Genomic DNA, 19,865 nt, shown 5'->3' with positions numbered 1-19,865 from the left:
TGCATCCTCAATTCTCGCTGATCTTCGAGCCCTTGATCGTTATGTCACTCGATGCCTTGATGCCAATCTTGCCGCTTGCTTTGACCGAAATGTCCTTCCCCTCCAGGGCAATGGTACCGTCCTTCTTCATCATGAATTTGGCCGAACCACACTTGATCAGAATTTCGTCACCAACGGTAATAACCAGCTTTTTGCCGACATTGATTGAACTGTCTTCCCCGATCTGGATTGAACTCGCACCGGTCACTGACAGCGAACTCCCTCCACCAACCGTCGTTGTGTCATCGGCCGCGATGCTGGCGCTGCGCGCGGCACCAACGTTGAAAGACTGGGCGCTGCCTATAGTGACGCTCTGATCCGCTCCAACATTGACGCTCTGCGCCGCCGCTATGTTCCAACTGTCCGACGCGCCGATATCGTGGCTCTGCGCTGCACCGACAGTGACCGACCGTATGGCACCGATGGTGTTCATCTGTGCTGCGCCGACTGTTCGCGTCTCGGCGGCGCCAACCGTATCGATGCGAGCCGCCCCCACTGTAATCGTCTGGACAATCCCCACCGTCTGCGTGTGATTGGCGTCGATGTTCTCCGTCGAGTTCGACACGACATGGATGGTCTCGTTGGCCATGACCGTCAGCGAACGGTTGGCGCCCACCGTCTCGGTGTCGTTCGAGCCGATATTCGTGGTCTGGTCGACGCCGACCTTGACCGTCTTGTTGTTGCCGACGTCCTCGTCGAGGTTGTGGCCGACGGAGTGCTTTGCGTCGTGGTCGATGCGGTCGGACTGGTCGTGCTGGACCAGCTTGGTGCGGTCGTGCTTGATCAGAAGGTTGTGGTCCTTCTGCGCCTGGAAATTGACCAGTTCCGAGCCGGCCTTGTCCTCGAACATCAGCTCGTTGTAGCCGCCGCCGCCTTTGGAGGAGTCCGACTTCCAGCCGGACTGCGTGGCGCTGCCCGGCAGCCCGTAAGGCGGCATCTGTGAGGCGTTGTAGACCCTGCCGGTGATGATCGGCAGATCCGGGTCACCCTCGATGAAATCGACGATCACCTCCTGGCCGATGCGCGGTATCTGGATGAACCCCCAGCCGCTGCCGGCCCAGGTCTGCGACACCCGCACGAAGCAGGAACTGTTCTCATCCTTCTTGCCCAGACGATCCCAATGGAACTGGACCTTCACGCGGGCATATTTGTCGGTGAATATTTCCTCGCCGGATGGACCGACCACCGTCGCGGTCTGCGGCCCGCGCATGATTGGCCGTGGCGTGATCCGTGGCGGGCGATAGGCCACGGCGGTCGGCGCCACGCCTAGGATCACCTGGAAGTTCTCGCTGTCGACGTCGGCAAGGGCTCTATAGCCCGGGTCGAACAGCCTGTATTCGGCGCTGACCACCAGATATTCCTGGTTCTGGTCCTCGCGTGGAAAACCGTCCAGCGTGAACTTGCAGCCCGAATAGAGGCCGCGCACGGTGCCGACAGCGGCGATGCGCTGGTGCACGGCCTGGACTTCCTCGCGGCGGATCGCGGCCAGGCTGTCGCCCCGGCCCACTTCGAGATGCGCACCGGGCTGGCGATAGTTCTCGCCCGCCGCCAGCTTGTGGCTGAACGGCTGGGTCGACTTGGCCATGAGGTCGGCGCCCGGCTTCTTGAAATCATAATCGGTGTGGGCGTAGGCACCCGGACGCACCGAACTGCCCGGTATCCATTCGGTGATGTATTCGACATCACGCCGGGAACCCTGGCCTTCAAAATGATAGGGCACTTTCTCGTAGCCCGGCGCAGGCTTCAGCTTGCTCATCGCGTCGACCAGGACAAGCGTGTGCTTGCCCTCGTCATGCTCGAAGAAATACAGGATGCCTTCATGCTCGAGCAGTCGCTGCACGAAATCCAGATCGGTCTCGTCATACTGCACGCAGTATTCGCGCGGCGGGTAGGATCCCTGCAGGCGCAGATCAAATTCCGCCACGCTGTATTTCTTGAAGATGTCCTTGACGATGTCGACGACGCTCTTGTTCTGGAAAATACGGCAATCGGTGGTGTTGCCGAGAAACCAGAGCCACGGCCTGACGACCGCTTCGTAATAGGCCAGCCGGTCCTCGATGCGGGTGAGCCGGAACTCGGATACGATGCCGCTGAACCAGCGTTTCGGATCGGATTCACCTTCGACCGAGACCGGCCCCCCCAACATCTTCAGCGGATCGATATTGGGGTCCGTGCTTACGAACCCGGCCGTATAGGCGAAACAACGGCTGATCTCATCGCGCCCGATGAGATGCGTGAAGGTCAACAGGTCGGCGCCAACCGGTGTCTGCACAACCGTGGCACGTTCGTTCGGCATGGGTCGTGCCCCTCCTGGACGCGGCCGCCGGCGCGAAGGATTGAAGTTCCCGCATTGTGTTCAGGAACTTTTTCGACCCGCCGCACCAGGCCATCTGGAGCCTACCACATGTTGCCCTGCGGACCAAAGAGGGCCGGTGGCGCTTGAAACTTGCCTTGTCGAATCAACGGCTCGGAACGCGGCTGTGCTGTTCTACGCGCAAACTGCTAGAATGGTGCAGTATCGATCAACGATCCGCGGCGATCCTGGATGTACATCAGTCTGCAAATCAGCAATGTCGACGCCCTGCCCGCCGGCATCCCGACCGGCTACGCAGCGCGCGATCGCGGCTTCGAAATCGGACGCGATGCTTGTGACTGGACCTTGCCGGATCCCGACAAGTTCATCTCGGGCCGTCACTGCGAGGTTCTGTACGAGGCAGGAGCGTTCTGGCTGCACGATGTCTCGCGCAATGGGACCTTCATCAACGGATCGAGCCAGCGCATGACCGGCCCGCATCGGCTGGGCCATGGCGACAGGATGCTGATCGGCCGTTATGTCATCGTCGTGTCGATCGACGAGGAGCGCGCCACGGCAGGCTATCCCCAAGCCAACCAAAATTCGACGCCGCGAGAAATGCCGGTCGCGACGGGCCGGCCGCTGGAATTCGGAGGCGGGGCTTTCTTCGAGCCTGCACAGCAACGGTCCGGGCAGCGCATTCCAGTGTCGGCGTCCTCGTCGACCCCGACACCGCTGCCCTCGACCAGGGACGAGGTGCTGCGGGAGATCGCTATCGGAGCCGGCATTTCGCCGGAACTGCTTCAATTGCGCGACCCGCATGAAGTTGCCGCCGAAATCGGCGCGGTCCTGCGGGCGGTGGTCGAAGAACTGACCTTGCTGCTGAAAGCCCGCGCGGCCGCGAAAACGTTGGCCAAGAGCACACAACGAACGATGATCAGCGCCGCGGACAACAATCCGCTGAAGTTCGTTCCGGGGACCGACGACATCCTGGAAATCATGTTCGCCCGTCGCAGGGCCGGCTATCTTGATGCCAGGCGCAGCATCGAGGATGCATTCCACGATCTCAAGACGCACGAATTTGCCACCTATGCAGCCATGCAAACCGCGCTCTCCCGCCTGCTTGACGACCTGTCGCCCGAGGCGATCAGCAGGAAACTCCCGCCTACGTCGTTTACGTCGAAGAAGAGCCAGGCCTGGGACGCCTATGTCGCGACATGGCGGACCATGGAGGAAGCACACGAAAACGGCATGCTGGACATATTCCTGGCCTATTTCAGCGAGGCGTACGCCAAAGCCGACAAGCAAAAATAGGCGATCCCAAGAAACGCGTGGCCAGGAAACGGATGGCCAAGTAACGCATGGTACAGCAGTCGGCGAAGAAAAGTCCCTTCGACGCCCGGCATCCGGTTCCAATCGACGATTTCTGAGATTACGATCACGTACGACAGTTCGCCAAGCGGGTAAGACTCATTGAGCTGGGGGTCTGCGGCAAATGTCATGTGACGGCGGGATAGCGTTTTCCAGTCAATCGTCCTCCGGACACTGCCACAGCCGGCGGGGGTCGTATTTCCATTCCCCGACCAGCAACCGTTTTGCGCCCATCTCGCCCGATCGCGGCCACACCGCCTGCACGGACGGTCGGCGATGAGCTCGAAGGACGACCCCTTCGGCCTGGCGGGCAAGACCGTCATTCGCGCAAGTCCACGGCGCGAGAAAAAATCGCCACCAGTTCCCGAGCTACCTGCCGCTGACGGAGGCCAAGGCCAACCCTCTCCGGTCAAGGATTCAACGGTGTTCGATCCTGGTGTCGGGCGGCATACACCGCCGGGCTGGGCATCCGGAACCGTGATTTATCAAGGTGCGGCTTTGGGCGCCGCGGCCGGTGCTGCCTCTTCCGCCGCCGCGCCGGCCCGGGCGGTCGAGCAGGCGATCCTGTTCGACGCCGCGGACACGGTCAAATACGCCGCGGCAAACCCCATTCTCGCGGCGGCGGCACCTTTGCTGATGCTGTTCGGGCAGCTCAGGCTGATGCCCGTGGAAAGACAAGCGGAGCCACTGGCGCAACATGTCGCCGACGCGATCGAAAAATTCGACCGAACGATGGAGAAGACCGGCGTTCCCGAAGAGGATGCTCGGATCGCGAAATTTGCTCTGTGCGAAACCGCCGACGATCTCATCGGCAACCTGCCTTGGCCCAAGAGCGACGACTGGGCGCAAAACGCCATGCTGCGGCAGTTCTTTCACACCGAGATCACCGGCACAGGCTTCTACGAAGCCCTGAACACGATACTGGCCAATCCCGAGACGCACTACGATCTGCTCGAACTGATGCATGCCTGCCTGTCGCTGGGTTTCGAGGGCCAGTACCGAGGCGTGAGGCGCGAAGACAACAATCTCGAACGCGTTCGACGCGACGTCTACGAGACGCTTCGCTATTTCAGGGCGCGTGCAGGCGAGGACATCTCGCCGCGCTGGCAGGGCCTGGCGGCGACCATGGCGCAGCCGTCGTCCCGCCTGCCGCTCTGGGTCGTTGCAGCAGCGGCGACGGCGCTGCTGACAGCGGCGTTTTTTGCATTGCGGGTCTTCATCACCAATGAGGGCGACGCCACCGCCGGTGAATTGCTGGCACTCAACCCGTCGACACCAGTCGCCATCGAGCGCGCCAGCGTGGCGCCGTTGGCCGAGCCGGTGAAAGCCACCCCACCTGCAGCCACCGCGCAGATTGATCGCATTCGTTCAGCACTGGCCAAGGAAGTCGAAGGCGGCGGGCTGACCATCGGCACGAAGGGCAACTTCATCGTGCTGGAAATCAACAATGTCCTGCTGTTCCAGTCCGGCAGGGCCGAGGCGAAGCCGGAGTTCCAGCCCATTGCCGCCGACATCGCCACGGCGCTGCAGCCCGAGCCCGGGCAAATCCGGATCGTCGGCCACACGGACAATGTGAAACCGCGAAAGTCGAGCCCGTTCAAATCCAACTTCGACCTTTCCGTCGCCCGGGCCAAGGCTGTCGAAACGATGATGGCACCGAAATTCAGCGATCCCTCGCGACTGACGGTCGATGGCAAAGGCGAGGACGAACCGATCGCCGACAATGCGACGCCGGAAGGCCGCGCCAAGAACCGCCGTGTCGATGTGATGATCCCCAGGGAGGAAACATTGTGAGCACGGCCTGTTGGAAGCGCCCATGACGCGTTGGCTGCTGCGGATGTTCAGCGTTATCGCGCTGGCCGGCTTCGCGGCGGCAGTGTGGTTTGGTGGGCCATTGATCCGCTTCGCAGATACCCGGCCACTGGGGCCCGCCTGGCTGCGCGCAACCATCATTGGCGTGATCGTGGCGGCGCCGGCGCTGTTCTACGGACTGCGCTTCTGGCAAGCGAGAAAGGCGCAAAAGGCACTCGAGACCGTCGTCGCTCACAATGATGACCGCGATGACGATTCGCGGGTGCTGGAAGCTCGCATGAATGAGGCCGTGGCGGCGCTCAAACGGTCGAGCGGCAAGCGCAACTTCCTCTATGAGATCCCGTGGTACGTCGTCATAGGCCCGCCGGGTGCCGGCAAGACAACGGCCCTGGTCAATTCGGGTCTGAACTTTCCGCTTGCCGGTTCGGGGGACGCCCAGCCGGTGGCTGGCGTTGGCGGAACACGCTCCTGCGACTGGTGGTTTACCGACCAGGCCGTGCTGATCGACACCGCCGGACGCTACACGACGCAGGACTCCCATGCCGAGAGCGACAGGAAGAGCTGGCTCGCCTTTTTGTCGCTGCTCAAGAAATACCGCACCAGACAACCGATAAACGGCGTCATCCTGGCCATCAGCCTTGCCGATCTTATGAGCTTCGACGATCAGCAGCTCGACGCCCACATCGTCGAGATACGCAGCCGCCTGAGGGAAATCCACGAGACGCTGAAAATCCAGTTTCCAGTCTACCTGCTTTTCACCAAGGCCGATCTTGTTTCCGGGTTCATGGATTACTTCGGCGATTTCGACGAACCGCGCAGGCGAAAAGTGTGGGGCGCGACGTTCCAGACGGCGGAGCGCGACAGGAACATGGCCGCCGAGGCACCTGCCGAATTCGACGTGCTGGCAAACCGACTGGCAGACGAGATGGCCGACCGCCTCCAGGACGAGGCCGATCCGCTCACGCGCATCTCCATCTTTGGCTTTCCGGCGCAGTTCGGCGCGCTGCGGAGGCGAATTACCAGTTTTGTCGCCGGCCTGTTCGATCCGGCGCGCAGCCAGGTGAATGTCAGCCTGCGTGGACTCTATTTTTCGTCAGGCACGCAAGAGGGAACGCCGATCGATCAGGTGCTGGGCGCAATCGGCCGCGATTTCGGCAGCAACTCCCGCCCTCACCTTTCCGGAACCGGCAAAAGCTTCTTTCTGCATGATCTGCTGACGAACGTCATTTTTGCCGAATCCGGATGGGTTTCGTACGACAAAGCGGCTGCAAGGCGCGCAGCGATCGCCAGATTTGGCGGCCTCGGCGCAATAGCTTTGGTCGCTGCTGCTGCACTGGGTACGCTCGGGCTGAGCGTCGCGGCCAACCGGTCGCTGATCGCCTCCACAAGTCTGGCCATGGGCCAGTACCGCCAGACGGCGGCCCCCCTGCTCGAAAGCACGACGGTCACTGATGTCGACCTCGAAAACGTCATCGGGCCGCTCGACCAGTTGCGCGATCTGCCGGCCGGGTTCGAAACCGGTGACCTACCGACTCCGATCGAGGAGACGTTCGGCCTCAGTCAGCGGGAGAGACTTCTTTCGGCATCCAAAACGGCTTATCGGCAAGGGCTGGAACGAATGTTCCGATCGCGCCTGCTGATCCAGGCTGAGCGGACGATCCAGGCCAAAATGGCTGATCCCGTCGCGCTCTACGAACCGTTGAAAATCTATCTGATGCTTGGTGGCAAAGCGCCCAAGGTCGATGACGCGTTGATCGTTTCCTGGATGAAGCAGGATTGGGAGCAGAACCGATATCCAGGCGAAAACAACCGAGCAGGACGGGAGCAACTCGAAAAGCACCTGCGCGCCATGCTGGCATTGGACGACGCCTATGATCCGGTTTTCGAACTCAACCAGCCGCTTGTCGAAGCCGCCCAACGTTCTCTCGGGCGCATGAGCCTTGCCGATCGAGCGTCCGCATTGATCCGGTCAGCGATATACGCGGCAGCACTGGACGACTTTTCTGTTTCCCTGAAAGGCGGCCCGGAAGCGCAAGTGCTGTTCGAGCGCATCAACGGCAGCGATCTGTCAGGCCTTCGTGTTCCCGGTATCTACACCTATGCCGGCTTCCACACCTTCTATCTCCCGCAACTTTCGCGCATTGCGCAGATGCTTGTCGACGAGCAATGGGTTCTCGGCGGAGGCGGTGAGCAAGGCGACATCGATCAGCAGTTGCTCAAGCTCGGCCCCGAACTTCTCGATCGCTACGGGAAGGAGTTCGCAGCCGCGTGGAACAGCGTCCTCGACCAGTTGAAGTTCAAGGCGATGCTGACGGACAAGCCGCACTACATCGCGCTTTCTGCCGCTGCCTCCCCGACCTCGCCGATAAACCAGCTCTTTGCGGCGATCGCCAACGAAACAGCGCTGACGCGAGACCCTGGTGACGGCAACGGTCCTGGCGCCGAAGAAGCAGGTACGGCCCAAAACCAGCCGGGGCACGCCGCAGATCTGGGCAAGGGTCTGGCCCGCATCGGCATACAAATCGCGACCGGCAAATCGCAAAGTCGCGCCGGCACAAGGGCGGCCGACACACAGAACCCGAATCCAGGTGCGAACATTGAAGCGCAGTTCAGACCCTTCCAGGTCTTGGTGAACGGCCCTGCTGGACACCGCCCAATCGATGCCTTGACCCAGAACTTCAGCGATATCTATCAGAGCCTGCAACTGGCGGCCGAAGTTCCTTCGCAGACGGAGCGCGTCAATACGAACCTGCAGCTGCAGATAGCCACCCTTCGCGCCAATGTCTCGCGTCTGCCCAAGCAACTTGGCCGGATGGTCAACGCAACGGCGGATGAGTTTGAAGGCAACGTCGCCGAAACCTCGGTGGCAAACTTGAACCAGATGCTCGACCAGACGGTGACGGCTCCCTGTGAGGCGGCGATCAACGGCCGGTATCCCTTCGCCGGCGACGGCACCGAGGATGTTGCCATGGCGGATTTCGCGAAACTTTTCGCGCCGGGCGGGCTGATGGACCGGTTCTTCGCACAAAACCTCGCATCGCTGATCGACATGACCGGCCAGGACTGGAGCTGGAAACAGGATGCGCGCTTTGGACGCGACCTGTCGAAATCGACCCTGAAAGACTTCCAGCTGGCGGCGGACATCCGCAGCGCCTTCTTTCCATCGGGCGGTTCAGTGCCCTTGGTCAGCGTCACCTTCACCCCATTCTCGCTGCATGGCGACGCCGATACGGCGATACTCGATGTCGATGGTCAGATCGTCCAGAGCAACCAGACAGGTAACGCGCCAAGCACCGTGACCTGGCCGATCGGTACATCGTCCGCATCCGCCAGTCTAAGCCTGACGCCGGAAATGCCAGGCCGCGAATCCGCCATCAAGTTCGAAGGGCCGTGGGCGCTGAAGCGGCTTCTGGACAAGGCTGCCGTCATCGGCAGCGACAGCAATATGCAGGCACGCTTCGTGATCGGCGGCCGCGACGTTACCTATACGATCCAGGCAGGCTCCGGCACCAACCCCTTCTTGCTCCCCGCGCTTTCCGGGTTCAGCTGTCCGAAAGCGTTTTGAGATGGGGATCCGCAGACCACGCAGAGACCTTAGTTTTCGATACTTTAATGTTCGAGCCTGTGGCAAAGTAACACGAGCGAGCGCCTGAAAGTGCGCCGCAGAGGACGCTTGAGAAGCGCTTGGTGGCAAAGTGAACACTGTCGCCCTTCCCTTTGAGAGCTTCGGGGTAAGCCACAAAGGCTGTGTCCGTGAGCTCAATGAAGACAACTATCTGGTCGAGCCACAAACTGGTCTCTGGGTGGTAGCCGACGGAATGGGTGGACATGACGCGGGAGAGGTCGCTTCGGCCAGTATCGTCGATCATCTGGCAACGATCGGCATTGCCAGCTCCGCACCTGATCTTCGGGCGCGCTTCGAGGACAGGCTGAGCAGGGCCAATGCCGAGATCCGCGGGATATCCGAATCTCGCGGCATAACCATTGGCTCGACTGTTGCCGCCCTGCTGGCGATGGACGGGCGGTTTGCCTGCCTGTGGGCGGGTGACAGCCGCGTCTATCTGATCCGCAACGCCTCGATCTCGCAGATCTCGAAGGATCATACCGAAGTTCAGGAGCTCGTGGACAGAGGCATGATCAGCGAAAGCGAAGCACGCACTTGGCCGCGCCGCAATGTCATCACGCATGCGGTCGGCGTCAGCGACGAGATCGTCATCGATTTCCAGCAAGGCGAAATCATGCCGGGGGACATTTTTGTGCTGAACACCGATGGGCTGACGGCGCATGTCACCGACGCCGAGATCGAGGCGGCGACCGTGTCCGCGACACCTCAGGCGGCCTGCGAAAAACTGTTGGAAACGGTGCTGGCGCGTGGCGGCACAGACAATGTGACGATCGTGCTTGTGAAGATCGGCGACGGGCGCGATGGGCAATCGCCACGTCCAGATCTCTACAAAGCGGGGGGTTGAGGCCGATGAGCGCCGACGACAAGACGCGAATATCGGGGGGCATGGCGAACACCGCCGTAGGCACGCAACTCAGCGGCATCTACGAGCTTGATGAGCGGATCGCTTTCGGTGGCATGGGGGAGGTCTACCGCGGTCATAACATCCAGACCGGCGACCACGTCGCGATCAAGATCGTCCTGCCCGAGTTCGCCCGTGACCAGACGATCCTTTCCCTGTTCCGCAAGGAGGCATTGATCCTCAATCGCCTGTCGCATGATGCGGTCGTGCGCTATCACGTCTTCACGATCGATCCCGGGATCGGCCGTCCCTACCTTGCGATGGAATTCGTCGACGGCGAGTCGCTGTTCGACATCATGCGACGTGGCGCGATGCCGACGGCAGAGGTGCGCAAGCTCTGCCATCGCCTCGCGTCCGGTCTGAGCGCGGTGCATCAGGCGGGCGCGATACACCGCGACCTGTCTCCTGACAACATCATCCTGCCGGGGGGCCGGGTCGACCGCGCAAAGATCATCGATTTCGGTATCGCACGATCGGCGACCGTGGGCGGCGAGACCTTGATCGGCGGAAAATTCGCGGGAAAGTACAACTACGTTTCACCCGAACAGCTCGGGCTCTACAGCGGCGACGTCAGCGAGCAGTCCGACATCTACAGCCTGGGACTGGTGCTGGTGGCCGCCTTGCGCGGCAAGCCGATCGACATGAGCGGGTCGCAGTTCGAGGTCATCGAAAAGCGTCGGACCGTGCCTGATCTCTCGGACATCGACGATGATTTTCGCGACATCGTCGAAGCCATGCTGCAACCGGATCCGCAAGACCGGCCGATCAGCATGGCGGAAATCGCCAGGATGACCCGTGACGACAGTGAGGAGACAACGCCGCCGACTTCGATCACACCCCGCGATCGGCCGGCTTTGCCGCGAACCGGGGAAACCCTCTCGCCCGACACCAAGACCCAGGGCCGGCCATCCCACGTCGAGAGGCACGACACCGAAACGGCAACAGGTTCAGGTGGGCAGCCCTTCGTCCCGCATGTGCGGCCCGCGCATTTGTCCCAACCCCGGTCTCCGGCGCTCGCCGGCTCACCACGTCCGGTCACGGCTAATGTCCCTGGAAAATCCACAAAGACCCGAACCATCGCGCTCGCTGCCTTGGCGACGCTGGCTGTCGCCTCCGGCGCGGGCCTGTATCTCAGCGGCTTCATGACGCCTGCGATGCCGACGGCCAGCAAGCCATCGCTTTCGGCACCAGAGCCATCAAAGCCTGCACTAGAAACGTCAAAGCCGGCTCCCACGGACAATGCCGCGAACGCCCCTGAGCCGGCAAAGCCAGTTCCGCCCGTACAGCCAGAGGCCAGCGCACCACCGGCTGAAAACCAGCAAGATGCTGCGGTCGCCCAAAAGCCGCAGCCGGCCAAGCCCGCCGAAGTCCCCTCGCAGACCGAAGAACCCCCGAAGCCATCCGCAACGGCTGCGCAGCCGCCACCCGAAAAGGTGTCGCCGGCAGTCCAGCCCGATACGACGGCCAGCGACAGTCAAACGTCGGCTTCGCCGCCGGTCTCGACCGCTCCAGCCCCGCTAGCAGCCGAGAAGGTCTCGACGCCGCCGCCGGCCCTGCCAGAGGTTGTCGAGAGCCAAAAGCCCGAGCCACAGATCAGCCAGCCGGCAGCGCCCAAGGTGACCGTGCCGGCACCTGAGGTGACCGTGCCGGCGCCCGAGGTGACCGTGCCGGCGCCCGAGGTGACCGTGCCGGCACCCGAGGCGACCGTGCAGGCACCCGAGGCGACAGTGCCGGCGCCCAAGCCTACGGCAAGCCAGCCGGATGTCGCGAACACCGAGAGCCAAAAACCTGCGCCACCGGTAGCCAAACAGCCTGACCAGCCTGTCGTCGGGTTGAACGTGCCCAAGCCGGAGGTTCCGCCGATCGTCGATGACATCGCGCAACGAGTCTCCTGGGTTCGCGACTTCGGCGGCGGCGACTGTTTCTATGCCACCATGACGTCGGCAACCGACAAGGCGGCCGCGATCGAAGGATTTGGAACGGAGGTTCAGCCATTCGAGCGGATGCTTGGCGATTTCCAGGCAAGATTCCATGTCGAGCCGGATATCAGCGTCCGCCTCATTGAACCAAGCCAATGCGAAGTCACCAACTTTCTGCGCTTTCTGGGGCAGACCGCGGCCGACAAGCCGCAGCTTGTTCTCGATCGGACATCGGTGCCGAACGGTACGCCGATCAGTGGCACGCTGGTGACGCGTGGCGGACTCATTTCCAGCGTGCTGCTGATCGATCACAAAGGCATGGTGTTCAATCTCGACGAGCGCGTCGTCGTAAAACCGGACAAGGTCACCTTCAGAATCCCGATTGGTCTCGGCGCCGCCGACCAGGCCGCCGGAAAGGCGGTGCCGCAGATCATAATGGTGATCACCGGCCCCAAGGATATTCGGGCGGCTGCGTTCTCCACGCCCACACCAGCCTCGGTGCTGCTCCCCAAGATTCTCGAAGAAATCGAGACCGACGGATCTCAGTTCTCAGCCACGGCCAAGTATTTCCGGCTCGGCGGATAGCATGGGCGCTCGATGGAACCCCGCTCGTGTTTGCCGCAATCGTCCGCCGACCTGCCGATAAAGCAGCGTGGTCCGATTCGACCCGCCCTGCTCGCCCTGACGGGCCGCATGAGGCTTGCGGTCTTGTCAGGCGCCGCACTGCTGGCCGTGCTGTCCTCCGGCGAGGCGCGCGCCGAATTCACGGTCTGCAACCAGACGCTCGACGTCGTCAATCTCGCCGTCGGCCAGAAGGTCGACAATGCGGACCAGACCGACGGCTGGTGGACCATCGGCGCAAATCAATGCGTGAACGTCATCCGCGAGGAACTGACGAACCGCTACATCTACATCTATGCAACGGACGTGTTCGGCCATGCGATCCTCACCGGATCGACCGAAATGTGCATCGAGCGACGACGTTTCTCGATACGCGGCATCGACGAATGCTGGCAGCGCGGCCACATAGCGGCGCAATTTCTCGAAGTCGACACGCTTGAACAGGTGCGGTGGACCTTCTTCCTGACTGGAAGCAATCCGTGACGCACAATATCGACACGAGCTTCAGGCAGAAAAAGCAGGCGCGCGCTGCCCTTCGCAGGCGCACGCTTTGGCGCAGGCTCCTGGCCGGCCTCGCAGTGGTTGTCCTGCTTTCGATCGCCGGCGGTTTCTATCTCACCGCGGACTATTGGTCGTTCGGCGACGAAGACGAGGAGTTGCACGCGGTCGAAGGCGTGGACGATGTGCCGGCCGATGCGTCCGTCTACGTGCCCGCCATTATCGACCTGGCCGGGGACCCGATGTGGATCACGCTCGCGCCCGATGCCGGCGCCGCAACGAAGGGTCGCGTGATCCCGCGCCCGGCGGAACTCGATCAAGCCGACGTTTCGCCCCAGATCGAAATCCTGTCCGACGTCATGCTTAGCGCCAGCGAAAAATTCATGACGACGATACCGTCGACGCAGGAGGATTTTGCCTTCTTCCAGGCGCAGCGAAAGACCACTGCCGCGCCAACCGGCGATCTGCAGAACGATCTTGAGCCATCGCCCGCGGCGGGGGAACCCGCGCCAGCTTCGGACCAGAAGGTGGATGCCGACGATCCCGAAGCCGGCTGGGGTGAAACGATCGATGCGGGCGACGCCGCCCTTCCCGCATTCCAGAAGACCCAGATCGAAAACAACACCAGCGTGGCAGTCGTCACCAATGAGTATCAGCGGTTCGAGGCGACCGAGGACACGTTCGTGAAGATCCTCAACGACCGCAGCCTGGACAGCGTTGTGCTCGATGCACATTTCTCGGCCGACGATGCCAAGCTCGCAGGCGAGGCATTGAAGGCGCTTTTCAACCGGGACGGTCTGGAACCGGGTTATGTCGTTGCCATGCGCGGTTTCAGGCCGACGCGCGAGACGACCACGATGTCCCTCATGCAGGTTTCGATCTATGCCAAGAACGTGTTTGTCGGCACGCTGACGCGCAATGCCGCGGGCGCGTTCGTGTCTGGCGTCGATCCCTGGGTCCGCGAGGATCTGTTCAACTATTCGGGCGCACAGGCGGAAGGCACGCACAAAAGGCAGTACCGTCTGCTTGACGCGATCTACTCGACAGCAGCCCGCAACAGTGTTCCGACCGGGGTGATCGGCGAAGCGATCATGTATCTCTCGAGAGGACAGGACCTGGACGCCTTTGCAAGCGAGGACCAGCGTCTTGTGCTGATCTATTCGCAGACGCCGCGCGGCAAGGAGGAAGGTGCCGGGCGAGTGCTGTATGTGGGCGTCCAGGGCACCGAAAAGAGCCTTGACTGTTTCGTCTTCCGGCAGAGCGACGGCCAGTTTGCGTGCGTCACGGGTGACGATCTGGTTCGTTCCCTGACAGTCACCAACGGCATGGTCACGCCAGTCAACGGGGTCATGACCTCCACCTTCGGGCCACGCAAACACCCAATCCTCGGGACCGTTCGCATCCACAAGGGCGTCGACTGGGCGGCGCCCGTCGGCACGCCGATCGAAGCGGCCTTCGATGGCGAGATCACCTTCCAGGGCGATGGCGGAAGCTATGGCAATCTGGTGAAGATCTCGCATGGAAACGGGCGCGAGACGCGCTATGCGCATATGCAGAAATTTGCCATAGCGGCCGGTGTCGGCACCAAGGTGAAAGCCGGCGACATCATTGGCTACATCGGTACCACCGGCCTCTCGACCGGGCCTCACCTGCATTTCGAACTTTACCAGAATGGCGAGGCCATCGATCCCCTGGGCACGGTTACCGCGATTGCGTCGGACGATTCCGCCGTCGAAACGCTCACCGACCGTATCGTCCATGTCGAAAGTGGTGGCAGCGCTCGCGCCAAGAATCCAAATTCTTCAGCGACCGGCGCCGGCCAGTTCATCACCAAGACCTGGATCAGGATGATGAATACCTACCGCCCGGAACTGGCGCGCACGCTGTCGACCGCCGACCTGCTCGCTCTGCGCTACGACGCCACGATCTCGCGTGAGATGGTGCGCAATCTGGCGCGCGAAGGCGAGGCCTATCTTCGGGCGCGCGGTCACCAGATCACCGCCGGCCGGCTGTATCTCTGTCATTTCCTGGGCATGGAAGGCGCGCATCAGGTGCTGTCGGCGACGGGTTCGGCGCAGCTGAGCGCTGTGCTCGGATCGGCCGTCATCCAGGCCAACCCGTTCCTCACCGGCAAGACAGCCAGTTACGTGGTGGACTGGGCCGAAAGGAAAATGGGCCAAAGGCTGAGCCGCGTGGCCACCGACGCCGGCCCACAGACAACGACCACGGAGATCCGCCAGACATCGCCGGAGTTCGAAAAATACAAGCAGGCCATCACGGCCCTCATAAGCTCGGCACAGAATACGCTTTGAACCTGCCGGCGCGGCACGAGCCGCTCAGGTGTTCGTGCTGCCAATTGATACCATGGACATTTTTTTCGGGCCGTTTGTGAACCAGGACTGCGGTCAAGATCACATATGCCCAGGAGCCATTTTTGGCACAGGCGACTCTGTCGCGGACGAAACCTAGCATGTGCAGACATCAACAGCGTGCCCCGGTGGGCGGAGGGCTGATCCATGAAAGCGTTCGCCGTCAATCTGAGCGGGATTATCCTGCTTTTCCTTGCCGCATTCGGCGCCCAGGCTGCCGCCGGCGCCGAGGCTGCCGCGCCCAACGCCAAGCGCGTCGCGCTGGTGATCGGCAACAGCAATTATGTCCATGCGGTTACCTTGCCCAACCCCGCCAACGATGCCCATCTCATCGCATCGACGCTGCGCAATGCCGGGTTCGAGGTGATCGAAGGGGTCGACCAGGACAATCAAGGCATGCACAGCCTGATCAGCCGGTTTACCGAACAATCCTATGACGCGGACCTCGCGGTCATTTTCTATGCCGGTCACGGCATGCAGGTCGACGGCAAGAACTACCTGATACCGGTCGACGCCGACTTGACGTCGCCGGCCTATCTCAAGACCCGTACCATTCAGATCGACGACTTCATGGCAGCGTTGCCGCCCGACCCGGCGGTCGGCGTCATCATCCTCGATGCCTGCCGCGACAATCCGCTGGCAAGAACGCTGGCCGCCTCGATGCCGAAGAGCCGTTCCACTTCGTTGGGTACCGGTCTGGCGCCGGTCGAAGCAAAATCGGACGGCATCGGAACCGGCGGCCTCCTGATTGCCTATGCAACGGATCCCGGCGCCATCGCTTTCGACGGCAACGGGGCCGACAGTCCTTACTCGACGGCGCTCGCCAGGCATCTGACAGAACCCGGCGTCGAAATCCAGGGCGCGCTGACGCGCGTGCGCGGCGAAGTGACCGAAACCACGCAAGGTCGCCAGAGGCCCTGGCACAACGCATCGCTCGGACGCGAGGTCTTCCTGGGAAAACCCGTCGCGCCAGCGGCGCCTGCTGCAAATCCCGTGGCCGGCGCATCGAGCGCCGCGGCGACATCCGCTCCTGTCCCTGCTGCCAGTGATCCTCCTTCGTGGGAAGTCGAGCAACGCCTTTGGGACGAGGCTTCCAAGCGCAGTTCCATTCCGTTCTACGAGGCCTATCTCGACCAGTTTCCGAACGGTCGCTTCGCCACCGTGGCGCGGTTGAGCATCAACGAATTGAACGACCCGAAGGCCCAAAATCGGCAGGTCGCGGCACTCGATGCGGACCAGGCGAACGCCAGTTCCGGTTCTACCGTGCGCACCTCGGTCGGCATTCCGGACGCGATGGAGCAGACACCGGGCACCGAGTTGACGGAAAGTGCGATCGGCCTCGATCGCCAGGGGCGCATCGACCTGCAATTGCGCATCGAAGCGTTGGGCAATGAGCTTGGGCGCATCGACGGAAACATGGGCCCTCAGACCCGTCAGGCGATCGGCATCTGGCAAGCGAAGAACGGTCTCCCGCAGACCAGCTATTTGACGCGCGAGCAACTTGCGTTCCTCGTGATCCAGACAGATCCGATGATGGAAGGCGTGCGCGCCAGACACGCCGCCGATCAAGACCGTGCGGCGCAGCCGAAAAAGCAGGTGGTGCAGAAGGTCCGCACGCCGAGGCCGGTGGCACAGAAACCCCGCAAACAACAGAAGGTTGTTCAGATACGGCGCAACCGTGAGACCGTAGCGCGCCAGGATTATCTTCCGCCGCGCCAGGACAACAACGACTTCCTCACCAAGGCGCTGATCTTCGGCACCGGTGTGGTCGTGGGCGGCGTGCTCAAGAACTGACAGCCGACATTCGAAGGACCGCCGTGGCTTTGGGCGGCTATTGCGTCTTTATCCGCATTTCCACGCGGCGGTTCACCGGATCGTACGGATTGGGGCTGCGCGGATTCTTTTCGCCCATGCCGATCGCGTTGAGCCGTGCCGTCTCGATGCCGCTGGCCGTCAGGAAGGCTGCCACCGATTGCGCTCGTCGTTGTGACAGGCCCTCATTGTAGTGCACCGTGCCGGTGGCGTCGGTGTAGCCTTCGACGACGAAGTTGAACTTGCTCAACCGGTTGTCCTTCAGGGCCTTGGCGAACTCGCCGAGTTCAGCGCGCGCAGTCGTGTCAAGTTCGGCCGAATCCAGGCCGAAATTGATCATCATGTCGAGACCGGTTTTCCCTTCGGGCGCGTCACTTGTCTTGCTCTTGCTTTTGCACTCCTCCTCGGAGCCGACACAAATTCCTCGCGACTTGCCGAGATCGGCCGCACCGGCAAAAAACTTCACAATGTCTTCTGATTTCTGAACGGGGTCGGCGAAAGCGTGGGTCGAGCAAAACACGACCGCCAACACAAAGGCTGAACTGCTCCACTGCATAGCGGCTCCTCCTGTTTGAGCACCAGATTTCGAGCGACTGTGATCATACCAAATTCCCAGGCAATTGTCTGTCGACAAACGCTGGGGGCACGACAATGCCGAGAGTTGTTGCCGTGTCACGGGTTGAGACTTGACCCGCGCCGCGCCTGGGGCTTGAGTGGCCGGAGTTCCTCGATGAAAGCGCGGCGGTCATGGCCAATGGGCTCCGATTCAAAACGGCACGGGATCTTTTCACGGCTTGTCCCGCTATTGCCCGGGACATGAGAACCCCTCCAACCGAACAGCAACCGATCGAGTTTTGCCGCGGCCTCCTCGCCGGACGCGTTCCCGAGGAAGCGATTACATTCTGTGCCTACCTGCTTCCCGAGCGGGCCGCGGTCTGGTGGGCCCATGAATGCCTGAGCCACCTGACCGACCTGTTTGATGAGAGCGATCACGAATTGCTCGCTCTTGTCCGCGACTGGGTGGGTGAACCGGATAGTCCGCACCTTCGTGCAGCCGTCAGCACAGCCGCGGCGACATCGCCACCAACGCCGGTCGGCTGGATTGCCCTGGCGGCGGGATGGCGCGACAATGGTTCGGCCAGGGCCGCGACGATGGCATCGGCCTTGCAACCTTTTCCTGCCGCCCATGCAGTCAATGCCGGGATTCTGGCCGGACTGGCACGTGTCGCACTCGCGGACCGGTTTTCCGTTCTTTCGGCATTTGTCGAAATGGGCATCCAGATGGCCGAGATCGAGGCGCTGCGCCAATCAGCGGATGCATATTAGAGGGTCCGGCACCATCCTGCCTTACTTGCAGCCGCCTTGAGCCCATTTGGCCAGCGCCACCTTGAAGCGCGTTCCAAGCGGATGCTGCAGGCGCAAGACTGAGACATCGTTGGCGGCGAAATTCTTCGCCTGTTCGCACAGCCGCGCCTCGTTCCATTGATGGCAGCCGTCGCAGTGCTTGCCTTGCCACACTGATTTATCGAGCCCCTCCACCGGGCTGAAGCGCGGTTTGCTTTTGATGAGCTCGGCAATGCTCTTGCCGTCGATTTCCGGATCACCGAAATCAATAGGGTGGTTGAAAAAGATGGGGTCGTCCGAGGCAAGCTTCGGGATTTTCTGACGCAGCACGTTGAGTGCCAGCTGGGCGTCGTCACCCGAGCCCGACGGATTTGCCGTGGCGTTGCGCACCTCCGAGCCGCCTTCCGGTTGCGGAGCGGTCGCCTCGCCGACGATCAGCGGCGCGTTGAGATCGATCTTGTGCAGGACGACCTCGGTGGTCAGCGAGACATTGATCCAGGGACGCTGCTTGCCGGCGGTTGCCTTGAAGACATCGGCGGTGACGCGGTTCATCGCTTCGGTGATGGAAACATTGGCTTCGCCCATATGTGCGAGCAGCGCCGAAGCGAACGGCGAATGTTCGCCCGACCCGTCATAGGCCACTTGGCTGGGACTGGTGGCGAACGCGACAAGCGTGCCGGCGCCACCGTTCTCGATCGGGATTTCGGCAAGGCCGCTTTTTGCTCCCTTGACGCCGGCGGTCTTTGCCAACACCTCGGCAAGCGGGTTGTCACGACAGGCATCGAGGAAAATCAGCCTTATGCTGGTCTCGCGCGACATCTGCCGCAGAACGAAATCCACCGGCACCGCCTCGAAGTCGAGGGAGGTCTCGTCCTCAAGCGCTGCATCGACCGGGAGAAGGTAGTTGCTGCCTGAAACCTGCAACCCGTGGCCGGCATAGAAGAAAAGGGCGATGTCGGCACCGCGAACCTGCTTTGCGAACTGTGCGATCGTCGTCTGGGTCTGCAATTTGGTCAGGTCGAAGCCGGAAACGACTTCAAAGTCCAGGCTCTTCAGGCGTTCGGCCATGGCCTGGGCGTCGCGTACCGGATTGGTCAGCGCCGGGGCATGCTGATACTGGGAATTGCCAAGGACCAGCGCAACACGGCGTTCGGCACTGGCAGCCGACAACGTCAAAAGCAGTGCCAGCGCGACAAGCCCGATGCCGCGCATGAGGCCACCGCAACGGGCAATCAGATCGAAACTCACCGGGACAACAGAT

12 protein-coding genes are annotated in these 19,865 nt (G+C 61.9%); 9 read left to right on the top strand and 3 right to left on the bottom strand.

Annotated features, from left to right (window positions below; translation table 11 throughout):
- Positions 1-7: 7 nt before the first annotated feature.
- Entirely contained in the window at positions 8-2,335 is a 2,328-nt protein-coding gene (locus AC1DYW_RS08485; protein WP_477225822.1) for a type VI secretion system Vgr family protein, read from the bottom strand.
- A gap of 249 nt (positions 2,336-2,584) precedes the next feature.
- On the opposite strand from AC1DYW_RS08485, the gene tagH reads away from it, so the two are divergent.
- The 8 genes from tagH to AC1DYW_RS08445 all read left to right on the top strand — a co-directional run bounded on the left by tagH (position 2,585) and on the right by AC1DYW_RS08445 (position 17,242).
- Positions 2,585-3,646, top strand: a complete 1,062-nt coding sequence (gene tagH / locus AC1DYW_RS08480) for a type VI secretion system-associated FHA domain protein TagH (RefSeq protein WP_477225821.1) — start codon at positions 2,585-2,587, stop codon at positions 3,644-3,646.
- Between the two features lie 333 nt (positions 3,647-3,979).
- Positions 3,980-5,497: a type VI secretion system protein TssL, long form gene (gene tssL, locus AC1DYW_RS08475; protein ID WP_477225820.1), complete on the top strand. Its 1,518-nt coding sequence runs from the start codon at positions 3,980-3,982 to the stop codon at positions 5,495-5,497.
- Positions 5,498-5,519: 22 nt separating this feature from the next.
- On the top strand, positions 5,520-9,080 hold the full coding sequence (tssM, locus tag AC1DYW_RS08470; protein ID WP_477225819.1) for a type VI secretion system membrane subunit TssM: 3,561 nt from the start codon (positions 5,520-5,522) through the stop codon (positions 9,078-9,080).
- A 130-nt stretch (positions 9,081-9,210) separates the two neighbouring features.
- Entirely contained in the window at positions 9,211-9,984 is a 774-nt protein-coding gene (locus AC1DYW_RS08465; protein WP_095080748.1) for a PP2C family protein-serine/threonine phosphatase, read from the top strand.
- 5 nt (positions 9,985-9,989) lie between these two features.
- Positions 9,990-12,545, top strand: coding sequence for a serine/threonine-protein kinase (locus AC1DYW_RS08460; protein WP_477225818.1), 2,556 nt, complete (start codon positions 9,990-9,992; stop codon positions 12,543-12,545).
- 108 nt (positions 12,546-12,653) lie between these two features.
- Positions 12,654-13,064 carry a DUF1036 domain-containing protein gene (locus AC1DYW_RS08455; protein ID WP_167391941.1) on the top strand — a complete coding sequence of 137 codons (411 nt, stop codon included), beginning with the start codon at positions 12,654-12,656 and terminating at the stop codon, positions 13,062-13,064.
- Positions 13,061-15,391 (top strand): M23 family metallopeptidase, encoded by a 2,331-nt coding sequence (locus tag AC1DYW_RS08450; RefSeq protein ID WP_477225817.1) that lies wholly within the window; start codon positions 13,061-13,063, stop codon positions 15,389-15,391. The genes AC1DYW_RS08455 and AC1DYW_RS08450 overlap by 4 nt, the downstream gene beginning before the upstream one ends.
- Positions 15,392-15,595: 204 nt before the next feature.
- On the top strand, positions 15,596-17,242 hold the full coding sequence (locus tag AC1DYW_RS08445) for a caspase family protein (protein ID WP_477225816.1): 1,647 nt from the start codon (positions 15,596-15,598) through the stop codon (positions 17,240-17,242).
- Between the two features lie 37 nt (positions 17,243-17,279).
- On the opposite strand, the gene AC1DYW_RS08440 is transcribed toward AC1DYW_RS08445, so the two are convergent.
- Entirely contained in the window at positions 17,280-17,816 is a 537-nt protein-coding gene (locus AC1DYW_RS08440) for an OmpA family protein (RefSeq protein WP_477226414.1), read from the bottom strand.
- A 191-nt stretch (positions 17,817-18,007) separates the two neighbouring features.
- On the opposite strand from AC1DYW_RS08440, the gene AC1DYW_RS08435 reads away from it, so the two are divergent.
- A complete protein-coding gene (locus tag AC1DYW_RS08435; RefSeq protein ID WP_477225815.1) occupies positions 18,008-18,586 on the top strand; it encodes a DUF6931 family protein in 579 nt (192 codons plus the stop codon).
- A gap of 21 nt (positions 18,587-18,607) precedes the next feature.
- Here the strand turns inward: AC1DYW_RS08435 and AC1DYW_RS08430 are convergent, their stop codons facing one another.
- Positions 18,608-19,852, bottom strand: a complete 1,245-nt coding sequence (locus AC1DYW_RS08430) for a caspase family protein (protein ID WP_477225814.1) — start codon at positions 19,850-19,852, stop codon at positions 18,608-18,610.
- Positions 19,853-19,865 lie beyond the last annotated feature (13 nt).

The sequence above is a fragment of the Mesorhizobium sp. P2_D5 genome, assembly GCF_056404355.1.
This window is presented reverse-complemented; position numbering and strand designations above follow the sequence as displayed.